This window comes from Patulibacter medicamentivorans (genome assembly GCF_000240225.1).
Taxonomy (GTDB): Bacteria; Actinomycetota; Thermoleophilia; order Solirubrobacterales; family Solirubrobacteraceae; genus Patulibacter; species Patulibacter medicamentivorans.
This window is the reverse complement of sequence record NZ_AGUD01000012.1, coordinates 36750-55020: the sequence shown is the minus strand read 5'-3', so window position 1 is coordinate 55020 and position 18271 is coordinate 36750. Positions and strand designations below refer to the sequence as shown.

General features: G+C 75.8%; 21 protein-coding genes. 10 read left to right on the top strand and 11 right to left on the bottom strand.

The annotated features are described in order from the left end of the window. The coding region (locus PAI11_RS02160; protein WP_040597712.1) for a carboxypeptidase-like regulatory domain-containing protein at positions 1-1077 on the bottom strand (1077 nt) is incomplete at its 3' end. A gap of 179 nt (positions 1078-1256) precedes the next feature. On the opposite strand from PAI11_RS02160, the gene PAI11_RS02155 reads away from it, so the two are divergent. The 9 genes from PAI11_RS02155 (at position 1257) to PAI11_RS02115 (ending at position 7160) form a co-directional block, all read left to right on the top strand. Further along, positions 1257-1682: an OsmC family peroxiredoxin gene (locus PAI11_RS02155; RefSeq protein WP_007570368.1), complete on the top strand. Its 426-nt coding sequence runs from the start codon at positions 1257-1259 to the stop codon at positions 1680-1682. A gap of 152 nt (positions 1683-1834) precedes the next feature. Then, positions 1835-2266, top strand: coding sequence for a GatB/YqeY domain-containing protein (locus PAI11_RS02150; RefSeq protein ID WP_007570366.1), 432 nt, complete (start codon positions 1835-1837; stop codon positions 2264-2266). Between the two features lie 90 nt (positions 2267-2356). Beyond that, a complete protein-coding gene (locus tag PAI11_RS02145; protein ID WP_040597710.1) occupies positions 2357-3028 on the top strand; it encodes a hypothetical protein in 672 nt (223 codons plus the stop codon). A gap of 43 nt (positions 3029-3071) precedes the next feature. Further along, positions 3072-3707 carry an HD domain-containing protein gene (locus PAI11_RS02140; RefSeq protein WP_007570362.1) on the top strand — a complete coding sequence of 212 codons (636 nt, stop codon included), beginning with the start codon at positions 3072-3074 and terminating at the stop codon, positions 3705-3707. 81 nt (positions 3708-3788) lie between these two features. After that, complete coding sequence (locus PAI11_RS23775) at positions 3789-4721, top strand: CAP domain-containing protein (RefSeq protein WP_007570360.1); 933 nt, start codon at positions 3789-3791, stop codon at positions 4719-4721. Between the two features lie 153 nt (positions 4722-4874). Continuing rightward, a complete protein-coding gene (locus PAI11_RS02130) occupies positions 4875-5288 on the top strand; it encodes a hypothetical protein (RefSeq protein ID WP_007570358.1) in 414 nt (137 codons plus the stop codon). A 90-nt stretch (positions 5289-5378) separates the two neighbouring features. Next, entirely contained in the window at positions 5379-5753 is a 375-nt protein-coding gene (locus PAI11_RS02125; protein WP_007570356.1) for a DUF188 domain-containing protein, read from the top strand. 64 nt (positions 5754-5817) lie between these two features. Continuing rightward, on the top strand, positions 5818-6186 hold the full coding sequence (locus PAI11_RS02120) for a hypothetical protein (RefSeq protein WP_007570354.1): 369 nt from the start codon (positions 5818-5820) through the stop codon (positions 6184-6186). A 77-nt stretch (positions 6187-6263) separates the two neighbouring features. Then, positions 6264-7160, top strand: a complete 897-nt coding sequence (locus PAI11_RS02115) for a DUF2804 family protein (RefSeq protein ID WP_007570352.1) — start codon at positions 6264-6266, stop codon at positions 7158-7160. Between the two features lie 45 nt (positions 7161-7205). Here the strand turns inward: PAI11_RS02115 and PAI11_RS02110 are convergent, their stop codons facing one another. The 5 genes from PAI11_RS02110 to PAI11_RS02085 all read right to left on the bottom strand — a co-directional run bounded on the left by PAI11_RS02110 (position 7206) and on the right by PAI11_RS02085 (position 13255). Continuing rightward, on the bottom strand, positions 7206-7988 hold the full coding sequence (locus PAI11_RS02110) for an enoyl-CoA hydratase/isomerase family protein (RefSeq protein WP_007570350.1): 783 nt from the start codon (positions 7986-7988) through the stop codon (positions 7206-7208). Positions 7989-8143: 155 nt separating this feature from the next. Then, positions 8144-8848 carry a GntR family transcriptional regulator gene (locus PAI11_RS02105; protein ID WP_007570348.1) on the bottom strand — a complete coding sequence of 235 codons (705 nt, stop codon included), beginning with the start codon at positions 8846-8848 and terminating at the stop codon, positions 8144-8146. A gap of 55 nt (positions 8849-8903) precedes the next feature. After that, positions 8904-10211 carry an NAD-binding protein gene (locus PAI11_RS02100; RefSeq protein ID WP_244406496.1) on the bottom strand — a complete coding sequence of 436 codons (1308 nt, stop codon included), beginning with the start codon at positions 10209-10211 and terminating at the stop codon, positions 8904-8906. Between the two features lie 554 nt (positions 10212-10765). After that, the gene (locus PAI11_RS25215; protein WP_007570344.1) at positions 10766-11899 is read right to left on the bottom strand and encodes a hypothetical protein; all 1134 of its coding nucleotides are present in this window, start codon (positions 11897-11899) and stop codon (positions 10766-10768) included. Positions 11900-11992: 93 nt separating this feature from the next. After that, a complete protein-coding gene (locus PAI11_RS02085) occupies positions 11993-13255 on the bottom strand; it encodes a hypothetical protein (protein WP_040597708.1) in 1263 nt (420 codons plus the stop codon). Between the two features lie 71 nt (positions 13256-13326). Here PAI11_RS02085 and PAI11_RS02080 point away from each other — a divergent pair, with 71 nt between their 5' ends. Next, a complete protein-coding gene (locus PAI11_RS02080) occupies positions 13327-14334 on the top strand; it encodes a YncE family protein (RefSeq protein WP_007570339.1) in 1008 nt (335 codons plus the stop codon). Here PAI11_RS02080 and PAI11_RS02075 read toward each other — a convergent pair. The 5 genes from PAI11_RS02075 to PAI11_RS02055 are packed head-to-tail and all read right to left on the bottom strand — an operon-like array spanning position 14291 to position 18187. After that, positions 14291-14842: a hypothetical protein gene (locus PAI11_RS02075; protein ID WP_007570337.1), complete on the bottom strand. Its 552-nt coding sequence runs from the start codon at positions 14840-14842 to the stop codon at positions 14291-14293. The two genes, PAI11_RS02080 and PAI11_RS02075, sit on opposite strands and share 44 nt — an antisense overlap. Before the next feature lie 30 nt (positions 14843-14872). Then, entirely contained in the window at positions 14873-16189 is a 1317-nt protein-coding gene (locus PAI11_RS02070) for a molybdopterin-dependent oxidoreductase (protein ID WP_050897070.1), read from the bottom strand. Further along, positions 16168-16854, bottom strand: coding sequence for a class I SAM-dependent methyltransferase (locus PAI11_RS02065; protein ID WP_007570333.1), 687 nt, complete (start codon positions 16852-16854; stop codon positions 16168-16170). The genes PAI11_RS02070 and PAI11_RS02065 overlap by 22 nt, the downstream gene beginning before the upstream one ends. Beyond that, complete coding sequence (locus PAI11_RS02060) at positions 16851-17543, bottom strand: TIGR04282 family arsenosugar biosynthesis glycosyltransferase (RefSeq protein ID WP_007570331.1); 693 nt, start codon at positions 17541-17543, stop codon at positions 16851-16853. The genes PAI11_RS02065 and PAI11_RS02060 overlap by 4 nt, the downstream gene beginning before the upstream one ends. Next, positions 17540-18187, bottom strand: coding sequence for a glycosyltransferase family 2 protein (locus tag PAI11_RS02055; RefSeq protein ID WP_007570329.1), 648 nt, complete (start codon positions 18185-18187; stop codon positions 17540-17542). Before PAI11_RS02055 ends, PAI11_RS02060 begins: the two co-directional genes overlap by 4 nt. Positions 18188-18271 lie beyond the last annotated feature (84 nt).

Sequence of the window (18271 nt, the reverse complement as noted above, 5' to 3'; positions counted from 1 at the left end):
GGCGGCGCGGGCCCGCCAGACCACCGTCACCCGCAACGCGCCCCGTCCGCGGCGGAGCAGGCGGCGGCCCGTGCGGTTCAGGCGCAGCCGCGCGGCGGCCGTCGCCGTCGTCCGGGCGCGGACTCGTGCGCGGGCGACGGTCACGGTGCGGACGCGACCCGCGGCGCGGGGACCGGCCACGCGAGCGGTCACCACGACGGTGCCGGAGCAGACGGTCCCGGCCACGCAGGTGACGGGCAGCCGGAAGCTCCCGCTGGTCGGCACGCGGGTGGGCACTCCGAGCGCGACCGACGGCGGGACCGGAGCCGGCGCGGCCGGCGACGGGTTGCGCGGGTAGGCCTCCACCCCCAGGTTGCGGGCCTGCGCGATGATCGCCGCGCGGGTCGCCCACGGCCAGGGATCGTCCGGGTGGTCGATGATCCAGCGGCCGGCGAGCAGCAGCGACTCACGGGTGAACCCGGCGGCGACCAGGTCGGGGTGGATCCCGCCCGTGCCGCCCTGGAGCGCGTGGATGACGGCCAGGTGGTCCCACGTGAAGGGCCCACCGTGCAGCACCGGCGGTGGGCAGCCGGGCTCGACCCCGTCGGGCCGCACGCCGTCGTAGCCGTCGATCCGCTCCCCGTCGATGCACGAGGTGTACTGCGGGCGCCGGCGAAGCCGGACGATGAGGCCGCTGCGCACCTCGCCGGCGGCGACCGTGACCAGCGGCAGGCCATCGATCGGCTGCCCGACGAACCAGTCCTGCAGGTACCGGAAGGGGGTCGAGACGTGGAGGCGGTACGTGCCCGCCGGGACCGTGCCCGAGAACGTCCCCTCGGCCCCGGTCTCGAGACCGAGCTGCCACCCACCGAAGCCGCCGAGGGACGGCGGGAGCAGCCCGGCGACCGCCCCGGCGACCGGCTCCCCGTCCGGGCCGACGATCCGCCCGGAGACCGTCGCGGACTCGGCCGCGTCGGCCGACGCGGCGGCGGGGCCCGCCACGGCCAGCGCCAGGAGCGCCAGCAGCAGCGCCAGGACGGGCCGCGGGCGACGAGCTGGCCAGGCGGACGATCGGTGGAGCGGGACGAGACGGCGCACGTGGCTTCCCTCGGTCGCCCGCGTGCGGGACCCGTGAGGATCCCGCCACGACTCAACGGATGTCCGGGCCGGCCGGCCCGGGATCGACCGGGTCCGGTCGCCTTCCCCGCTTGCTCACCGGGCGCAACCCGCGGCTGGCTAGGCTCGGTCCGCAGCCACAAGCGATCGAGGGAGGCAGCATGCCCGCGAAGGGTCACGCCGAGTGGAACGGCGATCTGAAGTCCGGCAGCGGCACGTTCACGGCCGGGGACGGCATCAGCGGCGAGTACTCGTTCAAGTCGCGGTTCGAGGACGGTCCCGGCGCCAACCCCGAGCAGCTGATCGCCGGGGCGCACGCGTCGTGCTTCTCGATGGCGCTGTCGAACATCCTCGCCGAGGCCGGCACGCCGGTCGACTCGGTCAAGACCGATGCCGTGGTCACCCTGCGGCTCGTCGACGGCGCGCCGACGATCACGAAGATCGCGCTGACGACCGTCGGCGTCGTCCCGGGGATCGACGAGGCCGCGTTCCAGGAGAAGGCGGCCGCCGCGAAGGCGGGCTGCCCCGTCTCGAAGGCGCTGGCCGGCGTCCCCGAGATCACGCTCGAGGCGACGCTCGCCGGCTGACCACGCGACCGGCCTGACGTTCCGGTCGCTCAGCGTCCGGAACGTCACGCGGCCCCCGCCCCGCACCGCCCCGCCGACGACCGGAACCGAACCGCCCGCCCGCCCGCCCGCGACGCCCCGACCCCGTGCCGCCCATCGCGTACGCTCGAACGGTGAGCATCACCGAGCAGGTCAAGAGCGACGTCACGACGGCGATGAAGGCCGGGGACAGGGCCCGCGTCCAGGCGCTGCGGCTGCTCCTCTCCGAGCTGCAGAAGGACGCCAAGGAGGGCAAGGGCGACGAGATCGCCGTGCTGCGCCGGGAGCGCAAGCGGCGACTGGAGTCGGCGGAGACCTACAAGGACGCCGGCCGCGGCGAGCTCGAGGCCGGCGAGCGGGCCGAGGCGGAGCTGATCGACGGCTACCTGCCCCAGGAGCTCTCCGACGACGACCTGCGGGCCAGGGTCGCCGCCGCGGTCGCCGAGTCCGGCGCCAGCTCGCCGAAGGACATGGGCGCCGTGATGAAGCTCGTGATGGCCTCGGTCGGCGGTCAGGCGGACGGCAAGCGGGTCTCGGCGCTGGTCCGCGAGGCGCTCGGCTCGTAGCCCGCCGCCGGTCGCCTCCGTCTCCCCGAGCCAGCCCGACGAAACCCCATCCCAACCGACCCCCGCGACCGGATGCGCGACCCTATGGACGTGAGCTCCCGGCCGCGCCTGTACCTCAACCACGACGCAGACTTCGACTGGCTGCGGGCTGTCGAGTTCGGACGCGTGACCGAGGACCAGCCCGAGGAGTGCTGGCAGCCGCTGAGCCCGGCCTTCGCCTACCTGGCCGAGGAGGCCGGCGGGCGGATCGTCGGGTTCGCGATCGAGGACTTCCCCCAGTTCGACGAGGACGACGCCGAGGTCTCGGCGATCTGGGGCGATCCGCGGTTCGACGTGCCGGTGCTCGGCCTGACCGACGCCAGCGCGGGCGAGATCGTGCTCGCCGCCCGCAGCCACTTCAACGGCCACGACTCGATCAACCGGTCGATCTTCGGGATGGCGGCCGACGTCGAGGGCGAGGTCGCCGTCGAGCGCTGGCGCCACTGCCTCGAGGCCGGCGACTCGATGGCGCACTTCGCGCTCGGCTACACGCTGCTCGAGCTGGGCAAGAACGCCGAGGCCTACCGGCACCTGCGCCACTACACCGAGATCGCCCCGATGGGCTCCTGGAACTGGTGCTGGTACGGCCGCGCAGCCGAGGCGATCGGCGAGCTGAGCGAGGCCCGCACCGCCTACCTGCGCGCGATCGAGCTGGAGGCCGAGGGCGGCGAGGCGACCGACGCCGACGAGCGGCTGGCCGCGCTCGACTCCCCGCAGCGCTGAGCCGCCACCGGATCCGTCCCGCCGATCGGGGACGCTCTCCTCGATGCCCGAGAAGTACACCGACACGCCGCTGCTGACCGCGCGCTTCGACGAGGCGCTGCACTACGCCACCGAGCACCACCGGCCGCAGCTGCGCAAGGGCACCACGATCCCCTACGTCGCCCACCTGCTGGCGGTCGCCGCGATCGTGCTCGAGATGGAGACCTCCGAGGACGAGGCGATCGGCGCGCTGCTGCACGACGCCGTCGAGGACGGTGGCGGGCTCGCCGCGCGCGACGAGATCGAGCAGCGGTTCGGCGCCGACGTCGCCCGGATCGTGATGGCCAACAGCGACAGCGTCGACGGCGCCGGCCCCAAGGGCCCGTGGCAGCAGCGCAAGTGGGCGTACCTGGACCAGATCGCCCACAAGCGCCCCGACGAGCTGCGGGTGTCGCTCGCCGACAAGCTCCACAACGCACGCTCGATCCTGCTCGACCTGCGCGTCCACGGCGACGACCTGTGGCGTCGCTTCTCCGGCGACGAGGACGAGATCCGCTGGTACTACCGCTCGCTCACGCGGGCCTTCGAAGCCCGTCGCGACGACCTCGGCGGCGGCGCCCAGCGGGCTCTCGACGAGCTGCGCCGAACCGTCACGGCGATCGACGACGAGGCTCGCCGCGACGGTCACCTCAACGGATGATCTAGCAGCTGCTGCGCAGATGTTCTAGACAGGTCGACGGCGTCCCACCGCCGGTCGACGTCGGGCCGACAGCACGGGGGCATGGGCCGTGCCTGGCTGATTCCGCTCCCCGTCCTCGCGGCAGCGACCGCGCTGCTGCTCCCGGCCGCGGCCCCGGCGGCCACCGCCTGTCCCGGCGCCGACGGCGATCCCGCCCAGCTCGGCCACGACGCGACCGTCGCCGCGCTGCTCTGCCTGACCAACCACGAGCGGATGGCGGCCGGCCTGCCGGCGCTGCGCCCCGACGACCGGCTCGCGCTCGCCGCGCAGCGCCACGCGCAGGACATGGTCGCGCGCGGCTACTTCAGCCACGACGCTCCCGCCCCGGCCCCGTTCGGCGCCAAGCCGGCCCAGCGCGTCGAGGCCGCCGGCTTCCAGTGGTCGGCCCTCGGCGAGAACATCGCCGCCGGCCAGCAGACCCCGCGCTGGGTGATGCGCGACTGGCTGGCCAGCGCCGGCCACTGCCAGAACATCATGTGGACCCAGGTGACCGCCGTCGGGTTCGGGGTCGCGACCGAGAGCGTCGGCGACTACCCGGCGCCGGCCTGGGTCCAGGAGCTCGGTCGCCCGGCCGGCACCAGCGGCTCCGACGACGGCGATCCGGCGTGCCCGCGGAGCCCGGCGACGCCGGCGCCGGTCGACGGCCCTGCTCCCGCCGACGAGCGGGCGCCCTGGGTCACCGCCGCCTCGACGCCGCCCGACGACCGATCCGCGACGCGCGTCCCGCTCCCGCGGCTCGACGCGTCGGCACGGCGAACCGGCAGGACCCTGCGGCTGCGGGTCACCGTCCCCGCCGCGAACGTCAGCCGCGTGCGGCTGTCGGTCCGCGTCCGACAGCGCGGGCGCGATGGTCGTGCGCTGAGCCTCCGCCGTCGCGCCGGCGCCCACCGGCTGTCGCTGCGGCTGGCCCGTGCCGCCGGCGGCGCGGTCACCGTCCGCGTCGGCCACGCGCGTCGGACGGTCGCGTTCGGCTGAGCGAGGCCGCGACGCGGAGCGCGCGATCCCGTCGCCACCGTCCTCGCGGCGAGCGTGCCGGGACCGAGCTGGGCACCGATCCGGGCCGGCGGGTGGACCGGATCCCCCGATCGCGCGATCGACGGCACGCGGTCGGCAGGCGATCCTCTGCCCATGCTCCGACGCCGCGCCATCGTCGCCCTCACCGCCACCGCGCTGCTGACCCCGGCCGCGGCCGCGCAGGCCGGGACCTCGCACGCCGACAACATCGTCTCGCCGACGAAGCTGATCAGCTGCTTCGCCGTCCAGTACGGCAGCGGGATCGAGTGCTCCGCCAGCTACCTGCCGCGGATCGGCGAGCTCGATCCGTTCCTCGCCCTCAAGCCCCGCGGTCGCTCGCGGCTCGGCGAGCGCGGCGACTTCCCGGGCTACACGACCCCGCGCCGGACCCTCCACTACGGCGACCGCTGGAAGCCGCGCCGCAAGGCCACGGGCATCACCTGCACGATGCGCTCGACCGGCCTGACCTGCCGCAACCGCGACGGCCACGGGTTCCGGCTGGCCAAGGGCGCGATCAAGCGCTTCTAGGTCCCGCGCGCTGCCGATCGGTGCTGGCCGCCGCGTGCGCGGACGCGCCCGGCGCCCCGGGCCCGTCGCGCACGCGCCAAGATCGACCGCGTGCGCCTGATCGTCGACGGCTCGAACGTGATGGGCTCCCGGCCCGACGGCTGGTGGCGTGACCGGCCGGCGGCCCGGCGGCGGCTGGTCGGCGAGATCGACGCCCAGGCGACCGCCGTCCGCGCGCGGCTGGCGGAGGGCGCGTCGCTGGTGGTCGTCTTCGACGGCCGGCCGCACGACGTCGCCGCGGCGGCCGTCGCCGTCCGGTTCGCCTCCGACGCCGACGACGCGATCACGGCCCTTGCCCAGGCGGGCGACGTGGTCGTGACGTCCGACCGGGCGCTGGCGGGCAGGGTCGCCGAGCGTGGCGCGACGACCGTCGGCGCGAGCCGGCTGCTGCGGCTGCTGGGACCCGGCCGGCACGCTCCGTCGTGACGCATCGCGACAGTTGGCGTCCCGCCGCTTGCCGCGCCACGCCGCGGACGAGTACGGTCCGGCGATGGCTCCGATCAAGATCCTGCAGGGCATCCGACTCGCGGTCGGCGTCGGCGCGTGGGCCGCGCCGAACCTGACCGGCAAGCTGTTCGGCCTCGATCCCGAGGCGAACCCACAGGCCGCCTACCCGACGCGGCTGTTCGGGGTCCGCGACGCCGTCCTCGGGGTCGGGACGCTGGCCACCAGGGACCCGGCGGCCCGGCGGCTGTGGCTGCAGCTCGGCATCGTGACCGACGCCGTCGACGTGGCCTCGGCCGCGCTCGGCGGCCGCGAGGGCTCGTTGCCCAAGCAGGCCGCCGCGCTCGCCGGCGGAGTCGCCGTCGCCGCGGTCGGGCTCGGCGTCGCCGCGCTGCTCGCCGAGCGCGAGGCCTGAGGCCGGCAGTGACGCCCGCCGTCGCGACCCGCGGTCCGGGTCGGTCGGGGCTCCCACCCGTGGTCGAGAATCGTCCCGTGTCCGTCACCGCGCCCTACCGCGGGCCGCTCGGCGCCCCGACGCCCGAGCGGCCGCTGGTCGCCCTGCCCCCGGACCCGCTGCCGATGGTCCGGGACCGGCGGCTGCGCAAGGGCTGGCGCTACGTCGGCGTCTTCACCCCGGAGCTCTCGCTGTGCCTGGCGCTGGCCCAGGTCGGTCCGTTCCGGCAGTCGTTCTGGGCGGTCTGGGATCGCGCGGCGGGGCAGCTGCACGACCGCACGAAGCGCCACGCCGGCGGCGTCCGGATGACGCCCGGCCGCGCGCAGCTGCAGTCCGCCGATGCCACCATCGACCTGCGGTTCGACGAGGACGACGGCTCGCCGATCGAGACGATCACCCCCTACGGCGGGGCCTACGCGTGGACGATCAAGCGCGGCGCGGTCGCGATCCGGGGCAGCGTCCACGTCGGCGGCCGCGAGCACCTGATCGACGGGCTGGCGGTGATCGACGACTCCGGTGGCTACCCGCCGCGGCACACCGTCTGGAACTGGGCCGCCGGGATCGGCGAGGACGTCGCCGGGCGAACGATCGCCTGGAACCTGGCGACGGGGATCCACGACGACGCGTTCGCCAGCGAGCAGACGGTCTGGATCGACGGCGTCCCGCGGCACGTCGGACCGGTCCGGTTCGCCGTCGACCTGTCGGCGGTCGACGACGCCCTCGGCCAGCGCGACGGCGAGCGGCCGGTCCCGGACGACGAGCGCGGCGTCGCCCTGCGGTTCACCCGCGAGGCCGTCCGCGAGCACCACGAGAACCTGCTGCTGATGCGGCAGTCCTACGAGCAGCCGTTCGGGACCGTCTCGGGCCGGCTGCCGGGCGGCGTCGAGCTGCGAACCGGCTTCGGCGTGATGGAGCACCACGACGTCGTCTGGTGACCCCGCGCGATCGGCGCCGGCCGACCGCGCGTCGCCGGCCGGCGGTCAGCGGCCCTGGTAGACCGTCCCGTGCTTCGGGCCCTTCTCGATGAAGGCGGCGACCGCGGTCCGCAGGTCCTCGGTCTCGAAGAGCGCTCCGGAGACCTCGGGGACGACCTCGTCGGCCATCCCGACGCCGCCGTCGCACCAGGCGCGGACGATCTGCTTGGTGGCGTCGTGGGCGCGGGTCGGCCCGGCGGCCAGCCGCTGCGCCAGCTCGCGCGAGCGGGCGTCGACCTCGCCGTCGTCCCAGACCCGGTTGACGACGTTCCACCGCTCCAGGGTCTCGGCGTCGAACAGCTCGGCGGTCATCACCAGCTCGCGGGCGCGACCCGATCCGGCACGCTCGGCCAGCCGCTGCGGGCCGCCCATCGACGGGGTCAGCCCGACGACCGTCTCGACCAGGCCGAACGTCGCGCCGCGACCGGCGACGATCAGGTCGCAGGCCAGCGAGAGCTCGAAGGCGGCGGTCAGCGTCAGGCCGTGGGCGGCGAAGACGGTCGGGCACGGCAGCCGCTCGATCGTCTGGACGGGCTCCAGCAGCAACCGCCAGAGGTCGGCGCCGGTCTCGGCGGTCAGGCCGTGGAACTCGTGGACGTCGACCCCGCCGGAGACGACGCGGCCCTCGGCACGGATCAGCAGCGCCCGCGGCGGGCTCGCCGCCAGCTCGCGGGCGGCCGCGACCAGCGCGTCGAACATCGCGCGGTCGAACAGGTTCAGCGGCGGGCTGTCGATCGTCAGGACGGCCAGGCCGCCGTCCCGCTCCAGGCGCATCGGGGTCTCGGACATGTGGGTCGGAGGTTATCCGCGACCGGCGGCCGCAGGTCGCCGCAGGTGGATGCGAGGCGCAGGTAGACCAAGCAGGTCGGGGCGGGCGATGCGAGAGCCGTACCCGGTACTGCCGAGCGTCGCCCGGCCCGAGGTGCGAAGCGTCTACGTGCGCCTCACGCCGGCTGCTGCTCGAAGTACTCGGGATGCTCGGCCTGGATCGGCTGCAACCCGGACAGAACCATCCGCAGGTGGTGGCGCAGGACGGCCTCGGCGCTGTCGGGATCCCGTTCGGCCAGCGCGGCGACCACCGAGCGGTGCTCGTCGATCATCTCGGCCATGTACTCGGGCACCGGCAGGCTCAGCCGCCGGACCCGGTTGAGGTGGCCGTCGGCGCGCTGGACCAGGGTCCACGCGATCGCGTGACCGGAGCTCTCGCAGAGCGCGCTGTGGAAGCCGTCGTCGAGCAGATAGAAGCGGTCCAGGTCGCCGGCCGCGCGGGCCTCGTCCTGTTGGGCGATCAGCGCCTGCAGCGCCAGCAGCTCGGCCTCGGTGACGCGGGTCGCGGCCAGCCGGATCGCCGCGCACTCGAGCGCCTCGCGGACGAACTGGGCGTCGGCGACGGCCGCGATCGAGATCTTCGAGACGAACGTGCCGAGCTGCGGGACGATCTCCACCAGCCGGTCGTCGCGTAGTCGCACGAGCGCCTCGCGGACGGGCGTGCGGCTGACGCCGAGCCACTCGGCCAGCTCGTTCTCCGACAGCCGGCGACCGGGCTCGAGCCGGCCGGCCACGAGCGCGTCGCGGAGGGCGCTGTAGACGCGACCGCGCGTCCCGCCCCGAGCGCGGTCCGCGAGCGCGATCTTCAGCTCCGGCGGCACGCTTGCATACTAGTCCACCGTTGCGCCGCCCCCCGCCGGCCCGTCCGCGCCGGGCTCACGCGGCCGCGACCGCCGCCCCGGCGAAGGGCACGATCCGCCCGTCGGTCCGCTGCACGAACGCCCGGCCCTCGTGCAGGAACGCCTGCTCGACCGGCTCGCCGAGGGCCGTCGCCGCAAGCGCCACCGCCGCGATCCGCTCGAGATCCTGGGCGACCCCGACGGGGAACAGGGCCCGCGTCTCCTGGGTGACCTCGCCGCCGCCGGCGCGCAGCACCGTCCGCACCGCCGGCGCGACCGCCAGCGCCGCCACGCTGATGGCGATGTTGGCCAGCTCGTCGCTGGTGACCGCCGCCAGCGCGCGGGCGCGGCCCAGCGACAGCCCCTCGAGCACGAAGCGGTCGCCACCGTCGCCGAGCACCACCGGGATCCCGCGGCGCTTGGCCATCCGCAGGTAGCGCGACTCGCGATCGCGCTCGACGGCGACCACCCCGACCCCGAGCGCCAGCAGCTCGAGGCAGAGCCGGAAGCCGACCTGGCCGAGCCCGACCACGACCACGTGGTCGACGCGCGGGATCGTCCGGCGACCGACGATCCCGGTCAGCCGGCGGCTCATCAGGCGGCTGGTCAGGGCCGCGGTGAAGACCGCCGCCAGCACCAGCGCGAGCGCCATCGACACGATCCCGTAGACCTGCAGCCAGCCGGGCGAGCTGTCGATCACCGGGCTCGGCCCGACGGTCGTCGTCGCCTTCAAGGCCGTGTAGAGCGCCACGCCGATCGGCTCGTGGTGGCTGAGGCCGGTGATCGTCGCCTCGGCCACCACCAGCCCGACGAGCCCCGCCATGCTGCAGAGCAGCAGCCGCGAGGTCCGGTCGTAGGGCCGCAGCTGCGCGACCAGCCGCTGGCGCCGGCGCTGCCAGGCCGACGGGCCGGGATGGTCCAGCAGCACGGTCCGCGGACCGTCGGCGCCGGCCACGACCCCCGTCAGCGCGGCCGCGCGATGGACCGCCACCAGCTCGCGGTCGAGGCACGGGCCGACGATCGCGCCGACCGTCGCGTCGGCCATCGAGAGCACATGGCAGTTGGGGATCGCTCGTCGCATCTGCTCGGCGACGGTGCGGTCGAAGACCGTCACGATCAGCCGCACCCCCGGGCGGACGTACTCGACCAGCAGCGCGCTCCGCAGCGCGTGGACGTCGTCGCGGTCGACCACCACGACGGCGTCGATCTCGGCCGCCAGCGCCCGGCGCAGCTCGCGGTCGACCGGCTGGCGCAGGCGCCGCGCCTGGGCTCCGGCGACGCCCAGCGCCGCCTCGACGCCGGCTGCCAGCGCGCTCTGCCCCACGATCAGGATCTGCCCGGTCACGCGGGGGATCGTCGGCGATCGCCGACCCGGGAGCAACGTTGCATCCGTCGCCACCCGCCGACCGGCGGAGGACACCCTGTCGTCTCGCGGGCGCGGCGAGCGACCTCGCGCGCTGCGAAGATCCGGCCGATGGAGCGCCCGTGGGAGGACCTCGACCAGCTGGTGGAGCGCGTCTGCGCGCGAGCCACCCATCCGACGTCGGCGATCCACGGCCCCAGCCACTGGCGGGCGGTCGGCGCGACCGCGGCCGAGCTGGCCGGCGCCGCGTTCCGGGCCTCGCCCGACCACGAGCTGCTGCTGCTGTTCGCGCTGCTCCACGACGCGATGCGCGAGGACGACGGCTTCGACCCCGACCACGGGCCGCGGGCCGCGATCCTGCTCGAGGAGCTGGTCGGCGACGGCCACCTGCGGTTGACGTCGGACCGCAGCACGCGGCTGCAGGAGGCGCTCCGCGACCACACCCGCGGCACGCTCAGCGAGGACCCGACGATCGGGATCTGCTGGGACGCCGACCGGCTGCTGATCGGCCGGGTCGGCCTGACCCCCGACCCGCGCTACTGCTCGACGGAGGAGGGCCGGCGACGGGCCGCGATCGGCGACCTGCCGCCGCTCGACGGGCCGGCGGACTGGGACGAGGTGGCGCGGCTGCTCGGCGTCGACGAGCCGGCCGAGCCGACGCGACCCGGCAGCACCGAGCGCAGCAGGTAGCCGTAGGACCAGCGGGGCTCGCCGCGCGGATCGAGCAGCCCCGAGTCCCAGCTGGTCTCCTGCGCGCCGGGGACCCAGGTCGGATCGGGCGCGCCCTGCAGCTGGTAGACGTAGACGCGCCCGATCCGCGAGCCGTAGCGGCGGACGATCGCGCGCAGCTGGCGGGTCGCGCGGCCCTGGTACTCCAGCCGCTCGGCATCGCTGCGGGCACCGGCCCGCTGCGCCGCGAACGGCGTCCCCCGCTCGGAGCCCGGCAGCCGCGAGTAGACCCCGCCGGTCTCGGTCAGCCAGAGCGTCCCGCGGACCGCGCGCAGCATCGACGCCGTGTCGCTGGTCGTGAAGCGGTTGACGTCGAAGTAGTTGTTCAGCCCCCAGAGCCGGATCGGACGGCCGGCGCCGCGCTCGATCTCGCGCGCGTAGCGGGCGGCGGAGGCCTTGCCCTGGAGGTCCCCGGCGACCAGCCGGCAGCCCCGGCAGTCGCGTCGCAGCTCGTCGGCCGCCGCGCGGTAGAGCCGCCCGAGGTCGCGCGGGCGGCGCGTGTAGGGCCCGCTGTGGTTGGGCTCGTTCCAGATCGAGAAGTCGCGCACCCACGGGTAGGCCGCCCGGAAGCGCCGCAGCTCGCCGACGAACCGCGCGCGGGTCCGGGCGACCGACGTGCGCAGCGCGGTCGACGAGCTGGCGGAGCGCTGGAAGCTGATCAGCGGCCGGACCCCGACGGCCCGCGCCGCCCGCAGCCACTCGTCGAGTCGCTGGGCCTGGTGCTCCAGGCCGGGCGTGCGGGCGTAGCGCAGCGCGTCGTAGGAAACGACGTAGCGCCCCATCCCCATCCCCGCGGCCTGCAGCGCCGGCCAGTGCGGGTTGACGAAGGTCTGCGGCTTCTGGTCGGCGATCCCCCACGCAGTGGCGCGCGCCGCGGTCGGAAGCAGCGCCGCGGTCAGGAGAACGGCGACGAGGGTCGCGGCACGGGCGGAGGCGGTCATCTGCTCGATTCGACCCGCGCGGGGACCCGAAGTTGCGGCGTCCGGCCGCGCCGGTCGGGCTCGCGGGCCGTGCGGCGCGCGACCGCGCGCCCTTCACCAGACGGTATCGAACAGCGCCTGCACCACGAGCGTCTGCAGCGCCAGCGCGACCAGGACGCCGCGCAGTCGCCGGTCCGGCAGCGCCTCGGCCGCCGCGACGCAGGCGAGCGGGACGAAGATCAGCCAGATCCGCTCGGTCTCGGCCTTCGTGAAGCCGGCGAGCGCCGCGATCGCGACCACGGCGACGATCGCCACGGCCACCGCCGAGCCGCGCAGCGCGCCGCGGACCGTCGCGGCGATGACCGGCAGCCCCAGCATCGCCCCCCACGCCACCGGCGATCCGAGGACCCAGAACCAGTACGGCCGCACCCGCGCGAGGCTGTGGCGGTAGACGCCCTCGGTCGCGCGCAGCGTGCCGATCGGGTCGTAGCCCCAGCCGACAGCGAGGACCGCGTTGCCCACGAGCACCGCCACGCCGCAAGCGGTCGCCACCGCCAGCGCCGACCGCCAGCCATCGCGTCGCCACCGCAGCAGGCCCACGGCCGCCCCGATGCCGAGCAGCGCCCACGAGAACAGCGTCGCCAGCGCGAACCCCAGCGCGCCGAGCCCGATCAGCCACCCCCGCCGTTGCAGCAGCAGCACGGCCGCGCCGGCCCCCATCGCCGCATAGACCGCGTCGAACGACGTGACCCCGTCGAGCAGGACGATCGGCGCCAGGACCACCAGCAGCGCCGCCGTCCGGGCGGTGCCCTCCGGTCCAGCCTCCGCCGCCCGCGCCAGCAGGTAGGTCAGCGGCGCGCAGGCGGCCGCCGCCACGATGCAGAGCGTGGCCAGGCCGCCGGCGCCGTCGATCCCGAGGGCCCGCAGCAGCAGCAGCGGGCCCGGCGGATGACCGGCGACGTTGACCGGCTGAGACGGCACCGTCTCGGCGAAGCGGTCGAGGTAGTTCGCGACCCCCCAGCGCAGCGTCGGGATTCCCGGGAGGTACTCGTTGGCGGCCTCGAACGAGCCGCCCGGGCCGAGCTCGAAGACGTGTGCCCAGCCGTCGCTGCCCGACCGCATCGCCCCGACGGCCAGGCCGAGCGCGAGCGCGGCGGCGAAGCTCGCCGCGGCGAACGCGACCGGCGCGACCCGGGCCGCGCGCAGCCGCGGTGCGAGGATCGCCGCGCTCGGCAGCAGCACGATCGCGAGCACGGCGGCCGGGTCCAGGCGCGGGCTCCACGCCGCGACGAACGGCGGGGTGGCCGTGCCGAGTTCACCCGCCGTCGTGCCCCGCCAGACCCCCACCGCGACGGTGACCGCAGCGAGTGCCAGCAACGCCGCGAGGACCAGCCGTTCGCGTTTCGTAGCATCCGCGCCAGTCATCCGATGCGAAGCTGCGGTCGCCCGTGTCGCTGCCCCGGTCATCGCTCCTGACCATCCCCCTGGTCCTGCTCGCCGGCTGCGGCTCGGCCGATCCCGGCCGTCTGCCGCCGGCCGCCGAGCCGCCGCGCTCGCCGGTGCTGACTCGCGCGCCGGCGGGCCGCGCGACCCCGGTCGGCGAGCATCCCGAGGGCGTCGTCGTCGACCCCCGAACCGGCCTGGCAGCGGTCGCGCTGCGCGACCCCGACCGGCTGCGGCTGGTCGATGCCGGCAGCGGTCGCGTCGTCCGCGACGTCGCCCTGCCCGGGACCGTCCGGCACCTGACGCTGGCCGCGCCCGGCGGCCCGCTGCTGGTCCCCGTCGAGACCGCGAACCGGCTGCTCGAGGTCGCCCTGCCATCCGGGCGGGTCCTCGCCGACGTGGCGACGGCCGCCCAGCCGCACGCCGCGGTCGCGATCGCCGGTGGCGCGGTCGCCGTCGTCGCCGAGCGCGGCAACCTGCTCCAGATCGTCCGCGCCGGCCGGGTCCGGGCACGTGCCCGGGTGGCGCTCCAGCCGGGCGGGCTGGCGACCCTCGACGGCGGCCGGACGATCGCCGTCGTCGCCGTCCGCGAGCGGCGGCTGGAGCTCTACGACGCCCGGACGCTGCGCCGGACCGCATCGGTGCCGGCCGGCGTCGGCCCGACCCACGTGGCCTGCCGGGACGACGACGCCGGCGGGGTCTGCTGGGTCGCCGACACGATCGGCGACGCCTTGCTGCTGTTCGAGCGCCCGGGTGGGCACCTCGAGCTGAGCCGGCGCCAGTACCTGCCGGGCGGGCCCTACGGGATCGCGCTCGACGACCGACGCCGGCGGCTGTGGGTCACGCTCCAGGCCCGCAACCAACTGGCGCTGCTGCCTGCCCGTCACGGGACCCGCCTGCTGCGACGGATCGCGACCGTCCGCCAGCCGCTGACCGTGGCCGTCGACGAGCGCAGCGGCGACCTCCTCGTCACGGGGACGACCGCCGGCGTGCTCCAGCACGTGCGACCCTGAGCGCCCGCGCCACCCGCGTCGCGTAGACCAGGGCCGAGAGCGCGAGCAGGCCCGCCGCCAGCATCAGCCAGCGCCCGGCGTAGTCCGGCAGCGAGTATCCGGTGCTCAGCAGGCGCCCGCGCGGGGCCCGCCCCAGCACCGCCGGGAGGTAGACCAGCAGCGCCGCGCCGGCGATCGCCGCCGGTACGCGCAAGTGGCCGCGGAACGGCACGCCCGCGGGCGGCCACCCACGCGGCCGGATCGCCGTGCCGACCTGCCGCAGCCCGCGGTCGAGGGCAACGTAGCCGGGCAGCAGCACCAGGTCGTGGAGCAGCGCGCCCCCGAGCAACCACCCGGCCAGGTTCAGCGCCGTCGAGGAGTAGCGGGGATCGAACGCCTGCCGCAGCGCCAGCGCGGCCAGGCCGATGCCAACCAGGTGCAGGAGCAGGTGGGTCGGCGAGGCCCCGTAGCGCCGTCGCCAGCGACCCTCGCGCGGGGGCGGCACGGCGGTCCCGCCGACGCCGGCCACTCCTTGCTCATCCGGCTCCGGCGTCATCGCTCACGCCCTCGCGAAGGTCAGCCCGCCGACCCACTTCGTGCAGTGCACGCCGGGCAGGGCGGGGACGACGATCCGGGCCGGATAGCCGTGGTCCAGCGACAGGTCGACCCCGTTCACGCGCAGCGCCAGCAGCGCCTGCTCGGTGCGGACCTGACGGGCGCTGAGCGTCGTCTGCCGGAACGCGCCGCGCGGCTGCAGCGAGGAGACGTGCAGCACGTCCTCGGGATCGGCGCCGGCCAGGCGGGCCAGATCCGCCAGACGCACCCCGCTCCAGCGCTGCGTCGTCGACCAGCCCTCGACGCAGGCGATCGGCAGGTCGTGGGTGGCCATCTCCATCGCCAGCAGATGCTCGCGCGAGAGCCGCAGCGCCCGGGTCCCCTGCAGCTCCAGCCGCCAGCCGGCCCCGACCATCGCCTGCGTCACGCGGGCTACGCGGGCGGTCTTGTTGATCGGGAAGCCGTTGGGCCCGGCGTGCACCGACCCCGTCCCGCGGGGGGCCAGCAGGGCGATCTCGCGCAGCGGCCCGCCGACGCTCTGGCCGACCGTCAGCAGGAACAGGCCCCCCGACGCGGCACCGGCCAGTCCCAGGGCCCCGCGACGGCTGATCGTCGGCTCGGCCGGGTTCGGCGTCACCAGCCCTCCCGGCTCGTAGGGCTCGGGCGTGGTGTGGGCGAGATCGTCGATCAGCGGCCTCAGGACGCCCCGGGTGCGGCGGGCGCGACGGATCGTCGGCAACTTGAGCGCGACGTGGAGCGCGATCGAGGCGAGGAAGACCCAGGCGCCGTAGTAGTGCGCGACGACGAAGTCGAAGCGCCACGGGTACCAGAGCTGGGCGTTGAGGATCCCGGTCGCGAACTGGAAGACGGCGCTGCCGACCAGCAGCAGCGTCGCGAGTCGCTCCAGCGCCTGCGCCGGGCTCGCCGCCGGCGGCCAGGCGAACAGCCGCGGGATCACCGACCACAGCTTCAGCAGCAGCAGCGGGACGAGCGTGATCCCGAGCGTCACGTGCGTGCCCTGAGTTGCGGCGTAGAGCCACGACGGCGCGGTCGGCCAACCGAACAGCAGCGGCTGCAGCGCCAGGTCGCGCGGGACGACCGCGTTGCGCCCCAGCTGCGGCTGGTAGGCAGCGTGCGAGAGCAGTCCCGTCAGCAGCACGAGCAGCAGCCCGGGCAGCAGGATCGACCCGATCAGCGAGGTCAGCCATGGGCCCCGGATCGGACTGCGCCAGAAGCCCTCCCGCGCCGGGCCAGGCGGCGGGCCGGACGGCAGGCGCGGCAGCCGGCGTCGGATGGCGATCAGCTCCGAGCCAGCGCGCAGAACCGGCGCCCGTCGTCGTCCCAGCGGTCGACCAGCCGCATCCCCGCGGCCTGCGCGGGCCGGTCGATCGCGTGCGGTGCCACGCGTGCCCACGTGAACCAGGCGCTGGCCACGTCGCGGTCCTCGAGCCGCACCCTCCGCGGGTCCCCGGTCGCCCCGTCGTCAGGATCGAGCTCGACCAGCACTTGGCCGTCGGGCCGCAGCAGCTCGCCGATCCGGCGCAGCAGCAGCGCGGGGCGGCCGCCGATGCCGATGTTGCCGTCGAGCAGCAGCGCGGTCCGCCAGCTGCCGGGCCCCGGGAGCGGACCGAAGATCGAGCCCTCGACGACTCGCGCGCCACCGCGTCGGGCATGGCGGACCGCGGCCGGAGCGATGTCGACGCCGAGCGCGAAGACCCCGCGCCGAGCCAGCGCGTGGACGTGCCGGCCGGGGCCGCAACCGACGTCGAGCACCGGACCGACCGCGCGCGAGAGGGCCCGCTCGTCGGCCGCCGTCGCGGTGCCGAGCCAGAGATCGAGCGCGAGCGGCCAGCTCGCCCCGCCCGCGTCGCGGACGACCGGCGGGACGACCGGCGCCCGTGAGGCCCGCGCGAGCGGCGTCCCGGCCTCCGAGCCCGGCGCGGTAGCCCGTTCGAGCGCCGCGCCGTAGATCGCGCCGGGGTTCATGCGCGTACCGCCACGACCGGCGACGGAGCCGCGTCGCCCGTCCTCGGTCGCGGCTCCGGGGCGGCGAGCGGCTCGATCGTGCGCAGCGTCCGCGCGAACCGCCCGCCGGGCGCCAGCGCCGCGACCGCTCGGGCGTCCACGATCCGGTCGACGTCGCGCAGCGGGGGCAGGCAGGCGACCCGCAGCCCGGCCGCGCACAGCCGCTGGTGCTGGCGTGCTCCGGTGTCGGCCACGCTCATCGGGATCCCCTCCAGCAGCGCGCGGTCGGGACGCCGCAGGCCGAGCCCCCAGTAGCCGCCGTCGAGCGCGGGGCCGAGGACCGCGTCGGTGCCGGGCGTCAACAGCCGCCGCCCGCTCGCGGCCAGCAGCTCCGGGGTCGCCTGCGGCGTGTCCATCCCGATCAGCAGCGCCGGGCCTCCGACGTCCTCGAACGCGGCGGCGAGCCGCTGGTCGAGCCCGTCGCCGCGTTGCCGCAACAGCTCGAGCCCGGCCGGCAGCCACGGTCCGGGGTCGCCGTCGAGGACCAGCACGCGACGGTCGGCAGGCGTCGCGAGCACCGCATCCAGCGTGTCCCGCAGCGCGGCCTCGGCGAGCGCCGCCGCCTCGTGCGGCGTGCACGGCGGGCAGAGCCGGGTCTTGCTGCGGCCCGCCACCGGCGCCTTGGCGATCACCACCAGCGCGAAGCTCATGCCGCCAGCACCCGCGACATGTCCCGAACCGTGCGCACGGTCCCGCGGACCGTCCCGGTCACCTTCGACCGGCCTCCTGCCCGCGCCCGGTAGCCAACCGGCCGCTCCACGATCCGCCACTCCGCCTGCGCGGCCCGCACGACCATCTCCAGCGGCCAGCCGAAGCGCCGATCCTGCAGGTCGAGGGCGAGCAGCCCCTGCCGCGACGCCACCCGCATCGGTCCCAGGTCGGTCAGCCGCGCGACCCCGCGGCGACCGAGCTCGAACGCCAGCGCACGGTTGGCCAGCCGCGCGTGCCACGGCCAGGCCCCGGCCTCGGCGACCCGCGCGCCGAGCGCCAGGTCGGCCGTGCCGGCGAGGACCGGAGCGGCCAGCGCGACCAGATCGGCCGGGTCGAGCGAGCCGTCGGCGTCGAGGAAGCAGACCACCTCGTCGTCGGCCGCCCGCAGCCCGGCGAAGCAGGCGGCACCGAACCCTCGCGAGGGCTCCGCGACGACGATCGCTCCGTGCTGCACGGCGACGCGAGCCGAGCCGTCGGTCGAGCCGTTGTCGACCACGATCGGGCGGAAGCCCGCGGGCATCCGCGTCAGGACCCCGGGCAGGGCGGCGGCCTCGTTGAGGACGGGCAGGACGACGTCGGGCACACCGGCCACGCTAGGCGGGCCCCGTCCCGCGGTCGATTACAGGTCGATGAACGCTGGCGGCGCGGGGCTCCAGGAGCCCTACGC

Excerpts from the sequence above, each read along its gene's own strand:
- PAI11_RS02155 (WP_007570368.1), top strand. The coding sequence starts at position 1,257 with ATGCCCGCGAAGGGTCACGCCGAGTGGAACGGCGATCTGAAGTCCGGC.
- PAI11_RS02140 (WP_007570362.1), top strand. The coding sequence starts at position 3,072 with ATGCCCGAGAAGTACACCGACACGCCGCTGCTGACCGCGCGCTTCGAC.
- PAI11_RS23775 (WP_007570360.1), top strand. The coding sequence starts at position 3,789 with ATGGGCCGTGCCTGGCTGATTCCGCTCCCCGTCCTCGCGGCAGCGACC.
- PAI11_RS02130 (WP_007570358.1), top strand. The coding sequence starts at position 4,875 with ATGCTCCGACGCCGCGCCATCGTCGCCCTCACCGCCACCGCGCTGCTG.
- PAI11_RS02120 (WP_007570354.1), top strand. The coding sequence starts at position 5,818 with ATGGCTCCGATCAAGATCCTGCAGGGCATCCGACTCGCGGTCGGCGTC.
- PAI11_RS02110 (WP_007570350.1), bottom strand. The coding sequence starts at position 7,988 with ATGTCCGAGACCCCGATGCGCCTGGAGCGGGACGGCGGCCTGGCCGTC.
- PAI11_RS25215 (WP_007570344.1), bottom strand. The coding sequence starts at position 11,899 with ATGACCGCCTCCGCCCGTGCCGCGACCCTCGTCGCCGTTCTCCTGACC.
- PAI11_RS02065 (WP_007570333.1), bottom strand. The coding sequence starts at position 16,854 with ATGAACCCCGGCGCGATCTACGGCGCGGCGCTCGAACGGGCTACCGCG.
- PAI11_RS02060 (WP_007570331.1), bottom strand. The coding sequence starts at position 17,543 with ATGAGCTTCGCGCTGGTGGTGATCGCCAAGGCGCCGGTGGCGGGCCGC.